Below are 20,682 nucleotides of genomic sequence, written 5' to 3'. Positions count from 1 at the left end.
CTAAAATTTCAGGAGGCTTTATTTTTTACATTCTGTCTACGGTTCCGATGCCGAGCAGGGTTAGTGATTTTTTAATTGTCTTAGCAGTGAGGTCTGATAGATTCAAACGGAATTTTTTTAAGTTTTCGTCTTCATGTTTCAGAATGACATTGCTCTGATAGAATGAATTATAAGCTTTTACCAAATCATAAACATAATTGGCTACCAAAGCAGGACTTAGCGCCTCTGCTGATTTCGCAACGACCGTTTTATAATTGGTCAATAACATGATCAGTTCTTTCTCGTGTTGATTTAAAGTTACCTCTGAAATTTCCTTATAATCTACCTCTGCCTTTGATAACAATGATTGAATACGCGCATAGGTATAGAGGATAAACGGACCTGTATTTCCTGAAAATTCTACACTTTCAGCAGGATCAAACAGCATCTTTTTCTTAGGATCAACCTTGAGCATAAAATATTTCAAAGCAGCTAATCCTATGATTTCATAAGAAACCTCTTTTTCATCATCAGAAAGACCTTCCAGTTTTCCCAATTCCGTAGTGATCGATTTTGCTGTTTCATACATTTCCTGCATCAGCTCGTCAGCATCTACAACGGTTCCTTCACGGGATTTCATTTTACCGTTGGGAAGTTCTACCATTCCATAAGAAAGGTGGAACAATTGATCTGCCCACGAATAGCCTAATTTTTTCAGGATTTTAAATAAAACCTGGAAATGATAATCCTGTTCGTTTCCTACCGTATAAATGAGTTTCTGAATATTATTTTGTTTAAAACGTTCTACTGCCGTTCCTAAATCCTGAGTCATATACACAGAAGTTCCGTCTGAACGAAGCAGCAGTTTTTGATCCAGTCCTTCATCCGTAAGATCACACCAAACTGAACCGTCTTCTTTCTGGTAAAGAATACCTTTATCCAAACCTTCCTGGATTAAATCTTTCCCCAGAATATAAGTATTACTTTCATACTGAACCTGATCGAAATCGACACCTAATCTTTTGTATGTTTCGCTAAAGCCTTTATACACCCAGGCATTCATTTCTTTCCAGAGTTTTCTTACTGTTTCATCATCATTTTCCCAATCTAAAAGCATTTTTTGTGCTTCAACAATTAAAGGTGCGTCTTTCTTAGCCTGATCTTCAGTTGACCCGGCCTCAATAAGTTCAGCAATTTCTTTTTTGTAGTTTTTATCAAATTCTACATAATAGTTTCCTACAAACTTATCTCCTTTTGTATGGGTTGATTCCGGAGTTTCTCCATGTCCGAATTTCTCCCACGCCAGCATAGACTTACAGATATGAATTCCTCTGTCATTGATGATTTGAGATTTAATCACCTCATATCCTGCCTCTTTAAGAATCTGTGCCACAGAAAATCCTAATAGATTATTTCTGACATGTCCCAGGTGAAGCGGCTTATTGGTGTTTGGAGAGGAATACTCCACCATTACTGTTTCGTTTTTCTTTTCTATAGTATCAAAATCATTGCTAACAGATCTGAAATTATCCACAAACAGCTGGTTTTTCACCTTAATATTAAGGAAACCTTTTACCACATTAAAGCTTTCGAACAAGTCTTCCTGTTCTGTCAAAGCACCTCCTAATTCAACACCGATGCTTTCTGGATTTTTTTTAAGTTGCTTCACCAATGGAAATGTAACAATGGTAAAATCGCCTTCAAATTCTGTTTTATTTTCCTGAATCTCAAGCTTAATATCTTTCAGCTGGAATACGTTTAAAATAACCTCCGAAAGCTTCTCTTCTATAATATCTTTAATATTCATGTGTATGTATTACTTTTTAAAGGCCGGCTGAACCAGCCTAACCTGTCCTAAATTTTTGAAATACAAATATACGGAAATAAAAAAACCGCCCGAAGGCGGTTTGTATAAGAATATTATTGTTTAACAAAAACTAAAGTTGCCTGGTCATTTCCTGGTGTATCATCTAAATCTTTAGAATTATCTAAAACTCTTAATTCAACATCAGTGAATGACTGAACTGTTTTTTTTAATGTTTTAGCAGTTCCTGCCTCATTATATGTAATTGTCAGACTGCTATTATCATAAGACCATTTACCTCCGTACGAATCAATGTGATTACAAACACCCAAAGGAGAAAGTTCATATCTCTCATAAGTTCCTGAAAAATCAGAGTTGATTGATATCTCACCTTTTTTATCACAGTCATTTAAAGTGATACTTTTGCCTCTGAATTCATATTTGTAAGGTTTCCAATTACCATTGATTCTTACACTTTCTACAGTATTATTATCATTGTCATTGTCATTGTCATTGTCATCATTACTTGAACATGAGATAACAGTCATAAAAAGAAAAATTCCTATAAAAAATTTCATTACTTAAATATTTACTCCAGCTAAACTACAATTTGTTTAGAGAATATATTAAAACTTATCCCAGAATAATTTTGTAGTCGCTTTATCGCCACCGATTTTGCTGGCTGCTGCATTTACATTGGTTCCATTTAGAACATATTCCTGATCCGAATAAGGCATTCTGTATGGTACAGAAGAAAGGTTAGATTTTGGAGGATTCACAAGAGTTGGATTATCTAAACGTCTTGTAAAATTCCAGCATGCAAGTCCTTTATTGAACATAGCAATCCAGGCCTGAACTCCAATAGATTGTTTCCAATTAGCAGCATTATAAGGGTGCGCAACCAAATAGGTAGTAATACTGGCATCTGCCACTCCATTTTCTTTCATTGATGATGTAACTGCGGTTGCATATAGATCTGCAGCCGTTCCACCAGCCGAATAACCTCTTGCTGCTGCTTCAGCCTTAAGAAAATTCACTTCTGCATAGCTTAATAAATTAGAAGCGGTAGTTGAGGATCTAAAATAATCGTTTAAATGGGAAAAGTCTGAATAGGGATCATTCAATTCGCCAAAAACCCCTCCTTTATAAATTCCTCCAACTTTGGTAAACCATTTTTCCATTCGTGGATCTGATAAGCTACTCATCGTATTGATTACGATTTCACTAGGAACAAAATCATCTCTGTTCGAAGCTACTAAGTTATCAAAAACAGGATTTGAAAATGTGTTACCATCATATTTAAATTTATATGCTTCTTCCTCAGAAGAGATAACTCCTCCAGCAATCGCTGACTCAACAGTTGCTTTTGACAATGTAGGATCAACATCTGCTAAGTTTATTCCCAATCTTAATTTAACAGAATTGGCAAATTTTACCCATTTTGGCATGCTGCCCGCATATACCAAATCTCCAGAACCATATCCTTTTGCAGAGGGTTTTACTGCTGCGATCACAGCGTCAATTCTTTTAATTAAATCAATATAAATGGTTTTGGCATCATCATATTTTGGTGTCAAAACTTCATTCGGCTTAAAAGCTTCAGAATAAGGAACATCTCCAAAAGTATCTACCAGATTTTCCCAGATAAAAATCTCTTGAATTTCTAAAGTTGCTAATTTATTAGTACGAACATCTTCCGTTTCTACTTCATTTTTTAGATTCTCCTTTGCCTGTCTCAAATTATTAAGACTGTACACGTACATTCTATTAAAATGATTTCGAGGTTGATTTCGAGTAACCAAATCATACTGAGTTTCCTGCGGATACTGCCCTTCTGCCCATTGCTGTGTGAAAAAGCGATAGTTGTTAAAATTCACACTTGGGTTGTCCATATAATAAGAAGACTGGAATAACGCGGTCGCCAGCAAATTTTCTGAAGGTAAAACTGATGGATGTTTAGGATCTTCATTCAGTGACGTCAAATCGCTTTGACATGATACCAAACTTGCCGATATAAGTATACCAGTTAAGGCTGCTTTTAATATATTTTTCATTGTTGATTTTTTAAAATTTGAACGTAACATTTACCCCTATATCTCTTGTCGTTGGCATAGATCCAATTGACCATCCATAAGAATTTATTCCTCCACCTATCATCGCTTCAGGATCAGCATATGGTAGATTTTTGTGAATAATCCATAAGTTTCTGCCTACGATAGAAATTTTCGCATCATAGATTTTAGTTCCTGCCAATAAAGATTTAGGAAGCATGTATCCAATACTAGCCTCTCTTAATTTGATGAATGATCCATCATAAACAAATTCTTTTGCCGGCTGAGTTTCATATCCGTAATTACTTCCAGTTGTAAATTGTGACAAGGCAATATTGTTAGGAGAACCATCTGGTAAAACTCCGGGAAGTATAACATCTTTATCTCTATAGTCACCAATAGCAGTTTCTTTATAAAGTCCTGTATCCATACCATAATACATATCTGTAGAGAAAATATCTCCACCCTTACGCATATCAATTAGGAAACTTAGAGAGAAACCTTTATAAGTAAAACTATTTCTAATACCCCCAATCCAATCAGGAGTCGTATTACCTATAATCTTATTTGCATTGATTTGATAAATTCCTGTATCCGGATCAATAACTCTTTGTCCATTCAAATAAACATAATCTCCTCCGATTAACGTTCCCCATGCTTCACCAACTCTGGCGTTCAGAGAAACTCCACCTTGAAAGCTATTTAATAGAAGGTTGGTAATTCCAGGATATAAGCTAACGACCTCATTTTTATTTTTAGACCAGTTGGCATCAATATTCCATGTAAAATCTTTTGATTTTATAGGTACTAAGCCTAACTGCACTTCAAATCCGGTATTATCTATTCTTCCCGCATTAATAACTTTACCAGTATATCCTGTTCCCGATGAAACAGGAAGTGTAATAATCTGATCAATCGTTTTTGTTTTATAATAGGCAAAATCAACTGTAATTCTATCTTTTAAGAAATGTGCCTCTGTACCCACCTCAAATTCTTTAGATCTTTGAGGTTTTAAATTAGGGTCGGCTTGATTCAAGATAGAGTTATATATTCCTACACCTGACAAAATACCTGCAGACCTGTAATTATTCGTTAACATATAAGGATCTGCTGTACCTCCTACTTCAGCATAATTTGCTCTTAACTTCCAGAAATTCATCCAACTTTTGGTATTAAGAATCTCCGACATAATGATTGAGGTAGTTACTGAAGGATAGTTATATACATTATTAGCAGCTGGTAATGTTGAACTTTGGTCTACTCTCCAAGTCCCATCAATGTAGAATTTTTTAAAGAAATCAAATGAAGCAGTAATATATCCTGAATTTGTTTGTGTTGTAAATTCATTCTCATCCGATGCCAAAGGAGTCTTTTTGGAGTTCGATAAAGCATAAATTCCAGGAACGACCAATCCTCCTTCTGTAGAACCGAAAACAGAGTTAAAATAATTTCTTCTTATATTTCCTCCCAAAACTCCTGAAACGTTAATATCATCAGTAATATTAAATTTATAATTGGCCATCAAATCATAATTCGTTTCCGTTCTTAGTACATCACGTCTTGCATACCCAGAAGAAACATCATTTCCTGACTGCCCAAAAATTTGGGCTATAGATCCAACAGCTAGTCTGTTTTCAGCAAAAAGATTTGATCTATCATAGGATACTTTCCCAGTAACAGAGATATTATCCACTACATCATAGGTCACTTGTGCATAGGTGAAATTTCTATTTCTCTTATCTGTAGTATAGTTCTGATATGCCTGAAAATAAGGATTATTCCAATATGCAGGTGCTCCATTCGCAGCAGATTTTCTGTTCCATGTAACATTCCCATAATTATTGGCCGCACTAGCAATAGTAGGATTAACATTCGTGAAATAGGCTCTTTCCAGCTCAGCCATATCCACGTTAGTTTGCCACCATTGTCTGAAATTACTCATTGTATTGTCATTATAACCTGTTACACTACGTCCTTTCGTCTCCTGTAAAGTCATTGTAGAATAGAAAGAAGTATGTAATTTAGAAGTCAGATCATAATTTACTTTTAATGAAAAAGTATTTTTGTTAATATGAGAGTTCGGCATAAGACCATCCATCATCATATTATCATAAGTAAAACTAATATTCTTTCCTTTCTCGCCTTTTTCTAAGGTTACTGTGTTATTATAAGTTGCTGGATTATTAAAAAAAGTAATTGGTCCATTTTTAGCAGCTACCCAAGGTGTTGCTTTGCCGTAGTTGGGAGAGGTCGGATCAAAAGAATCCCATTGATAAACCAGTAAATTTGGATCAAATTTCGGTCCCCAAGATGCATCTGCTCCAAAATTGGCATTATTTAAACCACCAGGTCCCTGCGTCCCAAATTTTTGAGAATATCCAGCTCCATACCTTGTCTGATACTCTGGAAAGGTTGATTTATCAACAAAACCTACATTTATTGAGGATGATAAAGTAACTCCCCAAGATCCGTCATCTTTTCCTTTTCCATTTTTAGTTGTGATAACAATAACCCCATTTAAGCCTCTTTCTCCGTATAAAGCAGAAGCTGCTGCACCTTTCAGAACGTTAATTGATTCGATGTCCTCCTGATTAATATCAGATAAGGCATTTCCATAATCTACATTTTTTTCTTGGGTATAGGTGTTGTTTACCGGTGATCCATCAATAACGATTAAAGGGTTTCCACCCCCTAACGATTTTACACCTCTTATCAGTAAGTTTGCCGAACCTCCAAAATTGTTGTTCGTTGTAACATTAAGACCAGCCACCTTACCTGACAACTGAGCTCCAATATTACCCGTATTTGTTGTTCCATCAGAAAGAGCACTTGCCTTAATTTCCTGTGATGCGTATCCTAAAGATTTTTTTTCTCTTTTAATTCCGAGTGCAGTTACCACTACCCCCTCAATTTCCTTTGTTTTGATCGTATCGTTTTTTTGCTGGGCATGAACAATAGCAATAGACGAAGACAGTACCAAAGCAAGTAGACTTGTTGTTAGTTTCTTCATATCAAATTTTAATTTTTGTAACTGTACAAATTTGTAAAACTTTCTTAAAAACACAAAACAAAATCGTAAAAAATTATTAAATATTCATTAATTTTCAAAATAACAACACTAAAAAATATTAAATTAAGTTAAAAACAATACAATTAACAAAAACAAAACATTTAATAGATATCTTTTTTCAGAAAAACACAAACGCTTTTAATTGATTATTTCTATATGGAATATTAATAAAAATCGCAATAACAAACTGATAATCAAAGCAATTAATCACATTTAAATGAAAAATGGTAAAAATTACCACCACAATACAATGCTACACATATGATATTTATTCTATTAAAAAGGCGAGGTCTTACCTTATAGACAAAAAAAAACCGCCCTAAGGCGGTAATAAAAATATATTAAAAATTTGTAGCAATTATTTTAACCAGAATGGAGAATAAGCATTGATATTATACATATCATCAATACTTGGATTAGGCACGTTAGCCGTATTTGAGATATATTCTGACTGCGGATACATTAGTCTCTTCGGTCTTGATGTATAATAGGCCCCTTGTGGCATTGGTAACTGAGGGAAACCTGTTTTTGTATAACTGATGTATGTCTCAGTCGGGTTGATATTCGTTAATGCAACCCATTTCTGATACTGGATAGCTTGAATCTTATTAGCGGATGCAGCCCATCCCATTCCTGGTTTTGCAGCTATCGCATTAAGATACGCAGCACTAGCAGCTGCTGTAGAACCAAACGTTGTAAATGACTCAGTAATACCTTGATTAAAACTCGTTTGAGCGTTAAATGCCATAGTAGTAGGATATACAACCGCAGCTTCAGCCTGTAAGAATCTTACTTCTGATAATGTCAGTACAAGTCCTGGATTTGAAGCTAAAGCCGTACTTGTATTAGGTCCAGTAGTACCATTTGTGAAGGCCAAAAATAAACCTAGAGTCGCAAAATCACCTTCTGCTTTCCCTGCTTGTTTAGTTCCTCCCTGAGGTTGTCCTACTATATTACCAGCAGCAGTACTTGGGCTTCCAAGTCCTCTACCAATAAATAATCTGGAAATCCTTCCATCTGACACTCCTGAAGTTTCAGTTGTCAATCCTCTTAGAGAGTTAACGATGTGTTCTGACGCAAATGTCTGTCTAAAACCTGCACCAATATCCCCTGCATCAATATCTATTCTTCCAAAATTTGCATAGAACGGATTTCTCTGATCTAAAGAATTTGGATTAAATCCTGGCTGAATCTTCACATCTGCACTGATAAAATTAGCTGGATTACTAGTAAGTGGAGCCATAGACAGAAGTTCTGCATTTCTCCATGTAATAACTTCAGGATCTGTACAATTAGAAAGCCTAACAAGCATTTTAAGCTTCACTGTATTAGCCATTTGCGTCCAGAAAGTTCTCCACGTAGCAAGATCCTGAGTTGCACCAGATCCTTGGAAGATTGGATCTTCAGTAAAAGCCAAATTATAATTAGATGAACTTGGAGTCTGTGGGATCAATGCAAGTGCTTGGTTCAGTTCAGCTAAAAGTCCCTTATAAACATCCTTAGCCTTATCATATTTAGGATTCTTATTAGCCTGTCCTTTGAATGCCTCAGTATAAGGAACATCATTGTATAGGTCAACGATCATCTGCATATAATAAGCCTTCATCACCTTAGCTACTGCAACATGATGAGGATATTTTGCAGATTCCGGAGCATCTATTACTGCCTGCAGGTTAGATACTCCTAAATAAAGATTATCCCAGATATTGTCATAGAACTGTGAATCTGCTCTCATTCTGAACTCATCCCCGTAAGGAGAAGCATAATAGTAAATATTTCCTGCCCATGCATTCATCATCAGGTTACCGAATCTGTTCATGGTATTACCCTGTGTTCTGAATACTACAGTCTCAGCAGCGCCCAGTCTATCTTTAGGAGTTACCTGATTAGTATAGGCTTCGTTTACATTTTTATTTACATCTAGGAAATCATCACTACACGAGTTGAAAAACAGCAGCGTCGTCATTCCTAAAATAGGTATTAGTATCTTTTTCATTATGATTTATTTAAAAATTAATTGTAGTAGTGAAACCTACTGTTCTCGTTGATGGATATTGATTTGCATTTGTTAGTCCCTGGATATTTCCTGTTGTGAAAGATCCTTCAGGATCTGCATACCCTCTGTTTTCTTTAGCAAACTTATAGAAAGGATTTCTTGCATATACACTGAAACTCAAACCAGTCAATCCAATAGATCTAGCCGCATCTGCACTTAATGCATAAGATACACCTAATTCTCTAACTTTGAATGCAGTACCACTTAAGATAAAGTTTTCACCAACCCTTGAGTATACGCTTCCATAGTAATCCGGCAAGTCTCCATAACTTTCTCCTCCAGATTTTATTGAAGTATTTTCAACATACTGTCCAGCTGAGTTCATATAAACAGAATTTGGAATAACATAACCTCCTTGCGTTCTGTCAAATTCTGCAGACTGCTCCAAGTTTCCACTAAATGCCAGACCTGCCATTGCTCCAGAATAGATTTTACCACCATTTCTGTAATCAAGAACTGCATACAATCCAAAATTTTTATATTTGAAGTTTGTATTAAGTGCCAATGTATAGTTAGGTGTAACACGTCCAAAGCTCACATAATTGTTAGAAATATAAGGATTCCCGTTGTCAGGGTTGATAATTATTCTCCCTTGCCCATCTCTCATATAGGCAGTAGCCTTTAATTGAGGGAAATCTTCTCCTTTCACGGCATAGATACCAGCAATTCCTCCCGTAGAAAGGTTTACTTCATCCTGGCCATCAGCCAATTCAATTACTTTAGTTCTGTTAATAGACCATCCAAGGTTTAAATCCCAAGAAAAGTCAGTCCCTTTTATTGGCGTCAATCCTAAATTAACCTCCATCCCTTTGTTTCGGATATCACCTACGTTAACTGCTGTAAGCTGCAAACCTGATGCTGAAGATGTAGTTTGGTTAGTGATAAGGTCTTTAGTCGTTTGAAGATAAAAACTAGCATCTAATGTAATTCTGTTTTTAAAGAATCCTAACCCTAAGCTTACTTCATCACTGGTTATCTTTTCAGGTCTGATATTAGTATTTGTAGGTCTTTGATTGTTTACAAAACTAAGAGGTCCTGCTGAACCAAACGGGTATCCTTGTCCTAAAACAACAGTCTCTTCGATACCAAAGACACTTACAGGGTCATTTCCTACTCTTGTATGAGATCCTTTAACTACAAATCTGCTTACTACCTCACTTTCAACATTGAATGCTTTCAAAGGCATGAATGACACCCCGCCGGAATAGTAGAAGTAGCTAGGCTTACTTTTCTGAGTTTGATCAGAGTGAAGAAGCTTAGAAGAATTTTCATATCTTCCTGTAGCATTTACAAATAAATAATCTTTATATGAAAGATCCATATTAGCAAAGAATGCATATCTGTTATCAGTGAATCTTCTGTTGTTAAGGTTATATGGAATAGTTAGATTACTAAGGTTCCAATATTGATAAATACCAGGAATTTTAATCCCGCTACCTCCTACTGATGTAGTCTTACTTTCAGTTCTCTGTACATTATAACCTAATGTCAATTTAAAATTAATGTCTTTTGTAAAGTCATAATTAAAATTAGCCATCAAGTCATTATAGAAATATCTGTTAATCGCATTAGACTGAGCCAAAGTTGAAGTAATTGAATTTGGTGCAGGATTACCATCTGGTTTCACAATCGTTGGAACTGATTGTGCTGCGTTATATCCGTTGTTATAGTTTAATATGTCGGTTGAAGTAATCTGAGCAGTTCCGTTATTGTTGATTGAGATATGATCATTGATCTTATAACCTAATGAAATAGTTCCGTTTACGATATCAACCTTAGATGTATTTCTAACATTTTGGATTGTCCAGTAAGGATTTTGATAGAAAACAGTCCAAGCGTAAGGATTCGGGCTAGTTCTGAAATCCACAATAGGAATCTCTGCAGCAGATTGAAGAAGGTTCGTATATAGTGCAGGATCTGTTGAGTTAACAGATCTATTGATATAAGTTACCGATCCATCTAGAGAAAGATTTCCAATTTTGAAACCTCCATTTAACATTACCGAAGTTTTCTTCAACTTATCATCAGCAACGATAAATTCTCTATCTTGACGGTTGATCGTTAGTCCTGCATAAGCACCTTCGCTTCCGGCAGTTATACTTAATGTGTTATTAAGGTTAAGACCAGTTCTGAAGAATTCCTTAGCATTATCTTTTTTTCTAGGCGCAAATGGAGCGAATACAGATCCAGCTGCATCTTCCGTAGGAACATCTCCGTCTGGATTAACTGAGATTACTCCATCTCCGTTAACATCATAAAAAGGAACCCCAATAGCTACATTCTGACCAGCAAAAGCAGGATCAGAATACGCAGGTCCCCAAGAACCGTTTTCTACGTGAATTCTATCTCCGTACCAACCTTGTCCGTATTTTTGCTGTCTTTTTGGTGTAAAAGCAACATTATCAAATTCAACGTTACTGTTGAAGTTAACTCTAGGCTTTCTGCTTCCACTTCCTTTTTTAGTAGTTACGATAAGAGCACCGTTAACCCCTTGAGACCCATAGAGAGCGGCACCTTGTAGACCTAATAGAGTTGTAGTAGATTCTATAGCATCAGATGGTAAAGACTGAAGAATTGTCATTGAAGAGATTACACCGTCAATAACAATCAACGGAGAAGTACTTCCTGTTAATGTTCTAGAACCTCTGATTTTAATATCATAAGTACCATCAACACTGCTGCTTGTTTTATTAATAGTAAGGCCCGGTACTTTACCTGCCAAAGCTGCAATAGCATTCGGAGCACCAGCTTGAACAAGCTTGTCTTTTCCAATAACGGCAGCGGTTGAAGTCTGAGCATCCAACTTCATTTTTCTGTTCATGGCTCCGGTCATGATTACCTCACCAATCTCCGTCGTTTTAACAGTATCTTTCTTCTGACCACTTACTAAAGCAAAAGTCGAAGACAGAACTACCACTAAAACACTTGTAGTTAATTTCTTCATATTTAAATTGATTATTTTTTTTTATGATTGCAAATATGTGAAACTTTCTTAAAATCACCAAATATTTCGTTAAAAATATTTAATTTAACAAATACAACAGCATCAATAAACCAAATACTTGGAAATATTTTAACAAAAAACTAATATTATTTAAAAGAACACAAAACCACCCATATTACACACAACATAACCAATGTGTCAAATAGAAGCAATATATTTATTAAAACTAAATTATATATAAAAAAAACCGCATGAGTTATTAAATGCAATTTTCACTAATTTTACCCATCATTTATAATATGATATAAATAAAATCATGGATTTATTACAAAAGTGGACAGATCACTACATTGAGGCTGGATGCGATGAAGTAGGAAGAGGATGCCTAAGTGGTCCGGTAGTTGCCGCTGCCGTTATTTTAGATGATAGTTTTAAGCAGAATTTAGTCAATGATTCCAAGAAATTAACATTCAAAACAAGGATGGAACTGGATAGTTATATCAAAGACAATGTAAAGAACTATGCGATTGCAGAGCTCCCCCCCGTATTCATTGATGAACATAATATTCTTAATGCCAGTATTCATGCTATGCATCGTGCTTTGGATCAATTAACGATAAGACCTGAGCTGATTTTAGTAGATGGAAATAAATTTCATCCCTATAATTTTATTCCTCATCAATGTATCATTAAGGGAGACTCAAAACTTCTTTCGATTGCGGCGGCTTCTATTCTGGCAAAGAACTACAGGGACAAATTAATGATCGAGCTCCATGAAGAACATCCCGAATACAGCTGGAATACCAATTTTGGCTATGCCACAAAAGCTCACCAGCAGGCCTTAATAAAATACGGGCCCACAAAACATCACAGACAATCGTTCAGACTCAAATATGACTAGATAAAAAGAGCCCTTATCGTCTGATTAGATTTCGATATATAATAAAAAAGAGAAACAGTAATCTGCTTCTCTTTTTTATTATAAAGTATTAATTTATTTCTTTTTTTTCTGTTGCTCCTGGATCTGTTGTTGATTTTGAGCTTTCTCCATCATCTCTCTCATTTTCTTCTGGAACTTGCCTTCTGATTTTGGCTTTTCTTTGTTCGCCTGAATCTGTGCATGAATTTTCTTTTCATCCAGGATCAGGTATTTAATAACAAGAATAATTAAAATGTTAATCGCATTCGATACAAAATAATACCATGAAAGACCAGATGCTGATGTATTCAGGAAGAACAGGAAGGTAATCGGGAAGATATACATTAACACTTTCATGTTTGGCATTCCTTCCTGCTGAGGCTGCTGCATATTCCCTGAAGTCATTACTGTATAAATCAAGATCACGATCGTACATGCCAGAGCAAAAACACTTAAATGATCTCCTAAGAAAGGAATTTTAAAGGGAAGTTTGATCAAGTCATCATAAGCCGTCAAATCTTTTGCAAACCAGAATCCTTGTCCCCTAAGATCAATAAAGTTCGGGAAGAAACGGAATAAAGCATAGAAAATAGGAATCTGAACCAACGCCGGAAGACATCCTGCCATCTGATTAACGCCCGCCTTTCGGTAGATTTCCATCGTAGCCTGTTGCTTTTTCATTGGATCTGCATCCTTAAATTTAGCATTAGCTTCATCAATTTCAGGACGAATCACTTTCATCATCGCACTCAATTTATGTTGTTTATACATAATTGGCGATAAGATCAGCTTCACGATGATGGTCATTAAGAAGATCACCCAACCTGCTGTAAGCCCCCATCCTGCGATGAAATTATACATAGGCATGAAGAAATAACGGTTCATTCCTCCAATGAAAGACCATCCTAACGGTAAAATTTCATCAAAATTTTTGTCATAAGATTTTAACAACGGTAAATCAAGCGGCATAAAGTACCAGGTAAAATCCTGATTAAGCTCGCTTCCTGTCATCTGAACAAAGCCTTCAAAATTTAATTTCTTCAGGTATTCACCTTCTTCAATAGCTTCCTGATTTCCTTTACTATGGGTAAAACCGTTTTTAGCTTCGATGACAGAAGAAAAGAACTGCTGTTTTACACCAATCCAGTTAAGGGTTTCTTTTTCCTCACTCATATCTGTTCTTCCATCATAATCATAATCTTCATAATTATTGAAAGCATATGAGAATTCTGAGTGAGACTGTTCCTGTGCTCTACCTTTTTCCAGGTTTCTTACACTGTAGTCCCAGATAAAGTCTGCTTTATTATCAGACGTCACGGCAGCAAGCCCTTTCGTTCTTACCTTAAAGTCTAGTGTATATTTTGGAAGTAAGGTATAAATAAACTTAATAACAGCACCATTATAGTCCGCTGTCATCGTTACAGCATTTCCATTAACAGCCGGTGTAAAAACTAAGTCTTTAGTATTGATCACTTTTCCGGTTTTATCTTTAAACTGAAAACCGTAGTTGGAGTTCTTTTTATCAATCAGATAAAGAGGAAGATCTGCTCTGTCTGTTTGATGATCATATGCTTTGTATTTCGAAAGCTGTACTTTAGAAACCTGTCCTCCCAAGCTTGAGAATTCCACATTCAGTTCTTTGTTGTTCAAACTGGCTGTCTGAATGGCGCTGGGAGTTACATTTGGATTGATATTGCTTGCCTGAGTCTGTTGTACAGCATTTTTTACCTGCTCCGTTTTCTGTTCCTGAGCTTTTAACTGCTCTTCTTTCGACTGCTTGTTCTGGAAATAGAACATGAATCCGAAAAGAACCAGACATAAAACCGCAAAACTGATCATCTGACTTTTATCGATTCCCTTGTTTTCTTGCATTTTATTTTTATATTAAAATTTTAAAATTTAACCTAAGTATCACAATGTGCTACTTTTTGAGCTGACAAAAATACTGTTTTTTTATCAAAACTCTATGCATTACCATGTTACTATATAATAAACTCAAGCTGAGAATAATCAGCCTGAGTTTATGATAAGACGTTTATGGTATAGTATTACCTTATTTCTTTTCGCAAGCCTTGATAAAAGCTCTGAACAGAGGATGCGGCGTTGCTACGGTACTTTTATATTCAGGGTGATACTGCACTCCTACATAGAATGGATGATCCGGCATTTCAAGCGCCTCTACCAATCCTGTTTCAGGGTTGGTCCCTGTTGCGAGGAAGCCGTTCTTTTCAAACTCCTGAAGATAATCACTGTTGAATTCATAACGGTGACGGTGTCTTTCAGAAATATTTTTAGCTCCGTAGATATCATATAGCTTAGAAGCATTTTTCAATGAACACTTCCATGCTCCAAGACGCATTGTACCTCCTTTGTCTACTACATTTTTCTGCTCTTCCATAATAGAAATGACAGGATCTGGTGTAGACGTATCAAATTCCATTGAGTTGGCTTTTGAATGACCTAGAACATTTCTTGCAAATTCAATCGTCATGATCTGCATTCCCAAACAAATCCCCAACATCGGAACTTTATTTTCTCTTGCATATTGAGCCGTAAGTACTTTTCCTTCAATTCCTCTATCGCCAAAACCTGGAGCGATAAGGATTCCGTCTACACCACTTAAGGTCTCTTTAATATTTTCAGCGGTGATATCTCCACTGTATACCCATCTTACTTTCACTTCAGTTTCAAGACTTGCTCCCGCATGTTTGAAAGCTTCAGCAATAGAAATGTAAGAATCCTGCAGAGAAATATATTTTCCTACCAAGGCAATTTCTACTGTTCTTTTAGGGTTTTTGAATTTTTTAAGGAAGGTTTTCCAGTCTTTCAGGTCAGCTTCTTTATCATTTTTCAGATCAAGTTCTTTTAAAACGACATCATCAAAGTTTTGTTTCTGCAGATACATCGGAACTTCATAGATCGTTTCAAGATCTTTACATTCAATCACATTATCTAAAGAAACATTACAGAACTGAGCCAGTTTTGCTCTCTGATCCTTTGGAATATTGTGCTCTGTTCTGCAAACCAAGACATCCGCCATGATGCCGCTTTCCATCAACTGACGAACGGAATGCTGCGATGGTTTTGTTTTTAATTCGCCGCTTGAAGCCAGATAAGGCAATAGCGTCAGGTGAATCACCATAGAATTTTTCTCACCAAGCTCCCATTTCAACTGGCGTACTGTTTCAATGTAGGGAAGAGATTCAATATCTCCTACAGTTCCTCCGATCTCAGTAATGATAATATCGTAGTTCTGCTTGGAAAGCATTTTGATTCTGCGTTTGATCTCGTTGGTGATATGAGGAATTACCTGTACAGTCTTTCCTAAGAAATCTCCTTTTCTTTCTTTTTCTATAACTGTTTGGTAGATTTTCCCTGTTGTAACGTTGTTGTTTTGGGAAGTAGGAGCATCAAGATAACGCTCATAGTGGCCTAAATCCAGATCCGTTTCTGCGCCATCTTCGGTTACATAGCATTCTCCGTGTTCATATGGATTCAGTGTTCCCGGGTCGATGTTAATATAAGGATCAAGTTTTTGGATCGTTACATTAAAACCGCGTGATTTTAATAAAAGTCCCAGAGAAGCAGACACGATTCCTTTTCCCAAAGATGAAGTTACACCTCCTGTCACAAAGATGTACTTTGTATTCTTTTTACTCATTAGATTAGGTTTGTGCAAAGTTATGGGAAAAAGAGACACAAAGCAATTTTTTAAATTTTGAAATTGGAAAAACACGCCTCTATCAATTATAAATTCTGATTAAAAAATTTATCTATATTTGATAAACACAATGACAAAAAGCGATAGCCATCATGATTTCCGTATATAAATTAAAACCAAAATTCCAGCAGCTGCTTACTCCGGTTTTATTATTCCTGCATAAAAATAAGATCACAGCCAATCAAATTACAATAGCTTCAATAATATTATCCGTTGTTATAGGGATTCTATTCTGGAATGCAGATTTCTCCAAATGGTTCTTTTTAAGCCTGCCAATAGGACTTTTATTAAGAATGGCTCTGAACGCATTAGACGGAATGATGGCCCGGAAATTCAATCAGACCAGCAGACTGGGTGAAGTCTTAAATGAAGTGGGTGATATTGTTTCTGATGTGATCATCTTTTTTCCTTTATTAAAATTTCAGCCTGAAAGTCTATACCTGATCGTTATCTTTATAGTATTAAGCATTATCAACGAATTTGCAGGGTTGATAGGGAAAGTAGTTGGAAAAGAACGTCGTTACGATGGTCCGATGGGGAAAAGTGACCGAGCCCTTATTCTGGGAGTTTATGGTCTGTCTCTTTTTTTCGGAGCGGATATTTCAGGAATTTCATCCTATATTTTCGGGTTTATTTTTGTTTTGTTGACCATAAGCACCGGTATCCGACTAAAGAAATCACTGCATGAAGCCTGAAGAAAATAAATTTTCAGATGTTCCCTTGCGGGTAAAAACATGGATTTATATTATCGTCGTTTTTGCCATGGGAACCTCGCATCCTCTCGCCATGAAGATTTTCGTTTCATGGATCAGCTTCCAGTGTTTCTTTGAATTTTTAAGATTATTCAAAATTAATTCAAATCATATTATTCCTTCTTTATTTCTTGGAGCTGCACAGTTTTTTCTGTTGTATTTTTTCACCATTGAAATCTATTTTATATACAGTTCTATTTTGTCACTCGTTGTTCTGCTCTACTTTTTAATTTTGAAAATATCCTTAAAGCTGCTTTACGGAATATTCATAGCTTTATTCGTCTGCCTTTTCGCTTTTCCACACCTTTCATTCATCAGAGACACCGTTTCCGGATTGAATTCCATTATTTTTATTGTAGTTGTAACGGAGCTCAATGACGTTTTTCAATACCTGATGGGAAAATTTTTCGGAAAGCATAAAATCACGCCTACAATAAGTCCTAATAAAACTTTGGAAGGTTTCATTGGTGGTGTTTTTCTTACGGTGATATTGAGTACTATCTTAGGATTTTACTTACTGAAGACTGATATTTTCGTCAATACAATCATAGGAGTCATTCTTGGTATTTCTGGATTTTCCGGGGATATTTTTATGTCTTATTTAAAAAGAAAAGCCAATATTAAAGATACAGGAACGCTTCTTCCCGGACATGGTGGCTTACTCGACCGTATGGACAGTCTGATCTTTAATGCTCCCATTTTCTTTTGGATCCTATCTCTTATTATAAAAAGTTAAAATCATGAGTGAAAAATTTAAAAGAGCGGTTCTGTTTTCAGGAGGCGGGACCAGACTGATGATTTACCTTGGAATGTTCGCGGCACTTGAAGAATTGGATATGAAGCCCGATATACTGATCGCTTCATGTGGCGGAGCATTTGCAGCAACCGTTATTAATGCTTTTCCTGATCATATTTCCAGAAAGGAATATCTCAAGTCGGAGGAATATTTCAGGTTTGTACGCGGAACGGTATTGACAAAACATAAAAAACTTTCTCAGATCGGAATTTTCTCACTAAAAAAATTATTAGATAAAAAAAGAGCGCCTTTCATTGAAGATGTTTTTAGCAGATATCTTGTTGAAATGCCTCAGGATCTGTCCGAAGTTTTTCCTTCATTAAAAAACCTTCAATTTTCACAAAACATTCCTACAGTCGTTATCGGTTCAGAAATTCTCTTTCATCCAAACGAGAATGGAATGGAAAGAAATGGAAGAAAACTTTATCAAAAAATTATAATCACTGACCCAAAGACAGCAGAAAAAATCAAGCCGGAACAGATCATTATCAGATCTGAAAATTTAATGAATAGCGCTGTAGAAAGGCTTGCGATGATAAGAACTCATATTTCTTTGCTTGAAAGCACCCGGATTTCTATTTCCGATATGTTTTATGTAGAACCCGCTTTTCTGCATGGAAAATATTTTGCAGGCGGAGCTATTGATCTTATTCCTGTAGAATTGGCCAGTCATCTTGCCGACGAAATCATTACCGAAAAAAAACAATCTTACAGTTCTGTCGAAGAAGCTTTTGTCCGGGCTGTGCTTGGTTTCAGTGGTAATGAAAGACTTGCCGAAATTGAAAAATTCCCGGTGAGTTTCAAGGTTGACACCACTACTATTAAGAAGGATTTAAAAGGTCATTATCTTAAAAAGGGAATCCACTGGAGTAAACTGGAGATTGATTTTTCTTTCCCAAAAACATACAACCAGTTTGCAAAAGATATGGAAGTGCAGTGGCTGTACGGTTATGACCAGACGATGAAATCTATTTGCAGCTGATGTTTTATGACCCACTATATTTGTCTAAAATCCAATGGTATGGTCTTCATTTTGTTTAAACGGGTTAAAGCCATTCTTATTAATGCATTGAAAATCTTTGATTTTCTAAACAACTCATGTGATCTTCTATTCTCACACCTTTACACTTAAAATCACTAAAGTGTTTAAAAACTTTTGAACCTTTTGTGGTTGATAAAATCCAACTTTCAGTTTTAAAATCTATTTTTACACAAAATTCAAATCACTACAACCTAATGAATGTTTTTATAGCAGGCGGAACTTCCGGTATCGGCTATGCTCTTGCCCGGCATTATCGTGAAAAAGGAGATGATGTAGGAATCTGCGGGAGAAACCTGGCAAAGATATCTGAAAATAATTTTGAAAATTTAAAAGCATTTCAGGCAGATGTTTGTGATACGGATTCTATTGCCGCTGCGGTACATTCCTTTTTGAACGATCGCGGAAATCTTGACATTTTCATCAACTGTACAGGAAGCTATGCGGAAGATGTAGCCGGAAAAATCTCCTATGAAGAAGCTGAGGAAATGCTTCAAACCAATATTTTAGGGACGATAAACTGTTTTGAAACAGCTCGAAAACTGATGAAAGGACAGAAAAAAGGCAGTATTGCGGTTATTGCTTCCGTTTCCGGAATTTTAGATTATGATAACTCAAGTTTGTATACCAAAACAAAACGCTCCGTCATACAAATTGCTGGTGCCTATCGTCGTGCCCTGAAACCGTTTGGAATCTCTGTAACGACCATTGCTCCGGGATATGTAGACACCGAAAAATTAAGAGAGCTCAATAATAATGATCTTCATAAAAAACCTTTCCTTACCGATGTTGAAACTGCAGTAAGGATCATTTCAGAAGCTATTGAAAACCATGAAAAATTAGTAATTTTTCCGGCAAAAATGAAATGGATGATGAAAGCACTGTCTTTACTTCCTTCTTTTTTATTAAATACAATCATGTTCAGGAAAGCCCGATGGATGAAAGAAGACCAACCCTAAAACAGCAAACCTATGCTTTTGCCCTCTGTGCGTTTGTATTCATGACTGTTTACAATTTTGCGGCATGGTACACTTCAAAGGCTGAAAAAGTTCCGTCGTTCACCTTTAATTTTGAAAAGTATATCCCATTTTTACCCTGGAGCATTATTCCATATATGACGAGTGTGTGTTTTTTCTGTTTGGTATTTTTTGTATGTAAAAATAATGAGCAGCTTAAAGTTTTAACAAAGAGAATGCTTTTTACTACAATAGTTGCAGGCATTTGTTTTATTCTGTTTCCACTGCGGTTTTCTTTGACAAAACCCGCTACAGACAATTCTATTTTAGATTACTCTTTTCAGTTTCTCAAGATATTTGATTCGCCTTTCAACCAGTCTCCGTCTCTGCACATCGCTTATGCGTTGATCTTTTGGACCGTATTCAGAAACTTAAACCGATTCCGGATTTTTCTGATGCTATGGCTTATTGCATTGGGAATTTCTACCCTGACAACTTACCAGCATCATTTCATGGATATTCTTACAGGAACAGTCCTTGCGCATCTAAGTTTTATAGTCTTTCCTTATCGAAAAAATGATTTTCAATAAAGAAA

Annotated in this window: 14 protein-coding genes; 6 read left to right on the top strand and 8 right to left on the bottom strand. The window is 35.9% G+C overall.

Translation table 11 applies throughout. The features are described 5' to 3' along the window. Window positions 1-25: 25 nt before the first annotated feature. The 6 genes from argS to BUC06_RS12315 form a co-directional block, all read right to left on the bottom strand. On the bottom strand, window positions 26-1,786 hold the full coding sequence (gene argS / locus BUC06_RS12340) for an arginine--tRNA ligase (RefSeq protein WP_073334268.1): 1,761 nt from the start codon (window positions 1,784-1,786) through the stop codon (window positions 26-28). A 113-nt stretch (window positions 1,787-1,899) separates the two neighbouring features. Then, window positions 1,900-2,361: a lipocalin-like domain-containing protein gene (locus tag BUC06_RS12335; RefSeq protein ID WP_073334266.1), complete on the bottom strand. Its 462-nt coding sequence runs from the start codon at window positions 2,359-2,361 to the stop codon at window positions 1,900-1,902. A gap of 48 nt (window positions 2,362-2,409) precedes the next feature. Then, the gene (locus tag BUC06_RS12330; RefSeq protein WP_073334451.1) at window positions 2,410-3,837 is read right to left on the bottom strand and encodes a SusD/RagB family nutrient-binding outer membrane lipoprotein; all 1,428 of its coding nucleotides are present in this window, start codon (window positions 3,835-3,837) and stop codon (window positions 2,410-2,412) included. A 10-nt stretch (window positions 3,838-3,847) separates the two neighbouring features. Further along, a complete protein-coding gene (locus BUC06_RS12325; RefSeq protein WP_073334264.1) occupies window positions 3,848-6,844 on the bottom strand; it encodes a SusC/RagA family TonB-linked outer membrane protein in 2,997 nt (998 codons plus the stop codon). A gap of 418 nt (window positions 6,845-7,262) precedes the next feature. After that, window positions 7,263-8,900 (bottom strand): SusD/RagB family nutrient-binding outer membrane lipoprotein, encoded by a 1,638-nt coding sequence (locus BUC06_RS12320; RefSeq protein ID WP_073334263.1) that lies wholly within the window; start codon window positions 8,898-8,900, stop codon window positions 7,263-7,265. Between the two features lie 10 nt (window positions 8,901-8,910). Next, window positions 8,911-11,904: a SusC/RagA family TonB-linked outer membrane protein gene (locus BUC06_RS12315; RefSeq protein WP_073334261.1), complete on the bottom strand. Its 2,994-nt coding sequence runs from the start codon at window positions 11,902-11,904 to the stop codon at window positions 8,911-8,913. Window positions 11,905-12,220: 316 nt separating this feature from the next. Between BUC06_RS12315 and BUC06_RS12310 the strand changes: the two genes are divergently transcribed. Next, window positions 12,221-12,805, top strand: coding sequence for a ribonuclease HII (locus BUC06_RS12310; protein ID WP_073334260.1), 585 nt, complete (start codon window positions 12,221-12,223; stop codon window positions 12,803-12,805). Window positions 12,806-12,898: 93 nt separating this feature from the next. Here the strand turns inward: BUC06_RS12310 and yidC are convergent, their stop codons facing one another. Both yidC and BUC06_RS12300 read right to left on the bottom strand, forming a co-directional pair. Then, window positions 12,899-14,695 carry a membrane protein insertase YidC gene (yidC, locus tag BUC06_RS12305; RefSeq protein ID WP_073334258.1) on the bottom strand — a complete coding sequence of 599 codons (1,797 nt, stop codon included), beginning with the start codon at window positions 14,693-14,695 and terminating at the stop codon, window positions 12,899-12,901. Between the two features lie 181 nt (window positions 14,696-14,876). Further along, a complete protein-coding gene (locus tag BUC06_RS12300) occupies window positions 14,877-16,484 on the bottom strand; it encodes a CTP synthase (protein ID WP_073334257.1) in 1,608 nt (535 codons plus the stop codon). Window positions 16,485-16,636: 152 nt separating this feature from the next. Here BUC06_RS12300 and BUC06_RS12295 point away from each other — a divergent pair, with 152 nt between their 5' ends. The 5 genes from BUC06_RS12295 (at window position 16,637) to BUC06_RS12275 (ending at window position 20,677) form a co-directional block, all read left to right on the top strand. Then, window positions 16,637-17,239, top strand: coding sequence for a CDP-alcohol phosphatidyltransferase family protein (locus BUC06_RS12295; protein WP_073334255.1), 603 nt, complete (start codon window positions 16,637-16,639; stop codon window positions 17,237-17,239). After that, window positions 17,229-18,032: a phosphatidate cytidylyltransferase gene (locus BUC06_RS12290; RefSeq protein ID WP_073334254.1), complete on the top strand. Its 804-nt coding sequence runs from the start codon at window positions 17,229-17,231 to the stop codon at window positions 18,030-18,032. The genes BUC06_RS12295 and BUC06_RS12290 overlap by 11 nt, the downstream gene beginning before the upstream one ends. A gap of 4 nt (window positions 18,033-18,036) precedes the next feature. Then, window positions 18,037-19,074 carry a patatin-like phospholipase family protein gene (locus tag BUC06_RS12285; RefSeq protein WP_073334252.1) on the top strand — a complete coding sequence of 346 codons (1,038 nt, stop codon included), beginning with the start codon at window positions 18,037-18,039 and terminating at the stop codon, window positions 19,072-19,074. A 254-nt stretch (window positions 19,075-19,328) separates the two neighbouring features. After that, the gene (locus BUC06_RS12280) at window positions 19,329-20,090 is read left to right on the top strand and encodes an SDR family NAD(P)-dependent oxidoreductase (protein WP_073334250.1); all 762 of its coding nucleotides are present in this window, start codon (window positions 19,329-19,331) and stop codon (window positions 20,088-20,090) included. Then, window positions 20,066-20,677 (top strand): phosphatase PAP2 family protein, encoded by a 612-nt coding sequence (locus tag BUC06_RS12275; RefSeq protein ID WP_073334249.1) that lies wholly within the window; start codon window positions 20,066-20,068, stop codon window positions 20,675-20,677. Before BUC06_RS12280 ends, BUC06_RS12275 begins: the two co-directional genes overlap by 25 nt. Window positions 20,678-20,682: the final 5 nt, after the last annotated feature.

It is taken from the genome of Chryseobacterium carnipullorum (assembly GCF_900142785.1).
Classification (GTDB): domain Bacteria; phylum Bacteroidota; class Bacteroidia; order Flavobacteriales; family Weeksellaceae; genus Chryseobacterium; species Chryseobacterium carnipullorum.
Note: the sequence above shows the minus strand (reverse complement) of the source record. Positions and strands in the feature narration are given on the sequence as shown.